Raw genomic sequence first — 1,355 nt, 5'->3', positions numbered from 1 at the left:
TTCGAGCCGTTATTAAAAGTAACTTTGAGAGAACTACTTGGTTTTCCGAGACGTCGGAAACCGCTATACCGGAAAATCAATTGGAGAAATCACCATGGCAGTGAATGTAAATACCAACGTTTCAGCGATGACAGCGCAACGTTACCTAAATAATGCAAACAACGCACAACAAACATCAATGGAGCGCCTATCTTCAGGTTCTAAAATCAACAGCGCAAAAGATGACGCTGCGGGCCTACAAATCTCGAACCGTTTGAACGTTCAGAGTCGTGGTCTTGATGTTGCGGTACGTAATGCGAACGACGGTATCTCGATTGCACAAACGGCTGAAGGTGCAATGAACGAGACAACCAACATCCTGCAACGTATGCGTGATTTGTCTCTACAATCTTCAAACGGCTCAAACTCAAAATCTGAGCGTGTAGCGATTCAAGAAGAAGTAACCGCACTGAACGATGAACTGAACCGTATCGCGGAAACGACGTCTTTTGGTGGTAACAAGCTGCTTAACGGTACTCACGGGACTAAATCATTCCAAATCGGTGCGGATAACGGTGAAGCGGTGATGCTTCAACTGAAAGACATGCGCTCTGATAACGCTCAGATGGGTGGTAAGAGCTACCAAACTGAGAATGCAAAAGACAAAGATTGGAACGTTCAAGCAAGCTCTAACGACCTGAAACTGTCGTTCACTGATAACTTCGGTCAAGCACAAGAAATCGACATCAACGCAAAAGCGGGTGACGACATCGAAGAGCTAGCAACGTACATCAACGGTCAACAAGATTCTGTTAAAGCATCTGTGACTGAAGACGGCAAGCTACAAATGTTCACAGGCAATAACAAAGTGAGCGGCGATGTGTCTTTCTCTGGCGGTCTTGCTGGTGAGCTAGGCATCCAAGCGGGCAAAGAAGTCACAGTGGATACTATCGACGTAACGTCTGTTGGTGGCGCACAAGAGTCTGTAGCAGTAATCGATGCGGCACTTAAGTATGTAGACAGCCACCGTGCTGAACTGGGTGCTTTCCAAAACCGTTTCGACCACGCGATTAGCAACTTAGATAACATTAACGAAAACGTTAATGCTTCTAAGAGCCGTATTAAAGATACCGACTTCGCGAAAGAAACGACTCAGATGACTAAGTCTCAGATCCTTTCTCAAGCTTCAAGTTCGATTCTTGCTCAAGCGAAACAAGCACCGAACTCGGCACTTAGCCTACTAGGTTAATCGATTGAAAGGCCACGTTGACTATAAGCGTTGTTGAGCATAAGCGTTAACGTTAGGCTTCCACAAATTAGCTCGTGGTGAGAGATGAGCGCTAAACAGACCCAGCTTCGGCTGGGTTTTTTATTGC

General features: G+C 45.9%; 1 protein-coding gene. It reads left to right on the top strand.

Annotation, left to right across the window (positions count from 1 at the left end; translation table 11 throughout):
• The first annotated feature begins 94 nt into the window (after nt 1–94).
• A complete protein-coding gene (locus WR49_RS20655; RefSeq protein ID WP_046225270.1) occupies nt 95–1,228 on the top strand; it encodes a flagellin in 1,134 nt (377 codons plus the stop codon).
• The last annotated feature ends 127 nt before the right edge of the window (nt 1,229–1,355 follow it).

The organism is Vibrio sp. ECSMB14106 (assembly GCF_000972265.1).
Lineage (GTDB): Bacteria > Pseudomonadota > Gammaproteobacteria > Enterobacterales > Vibrionaceae > Vibrio > Vibrio kanaloae.
The sequence above is the reverse complement of the archived record's forward strand: the minus strand, read 5'-3'. Positions and strand labels throughout refer to the sequence as shown.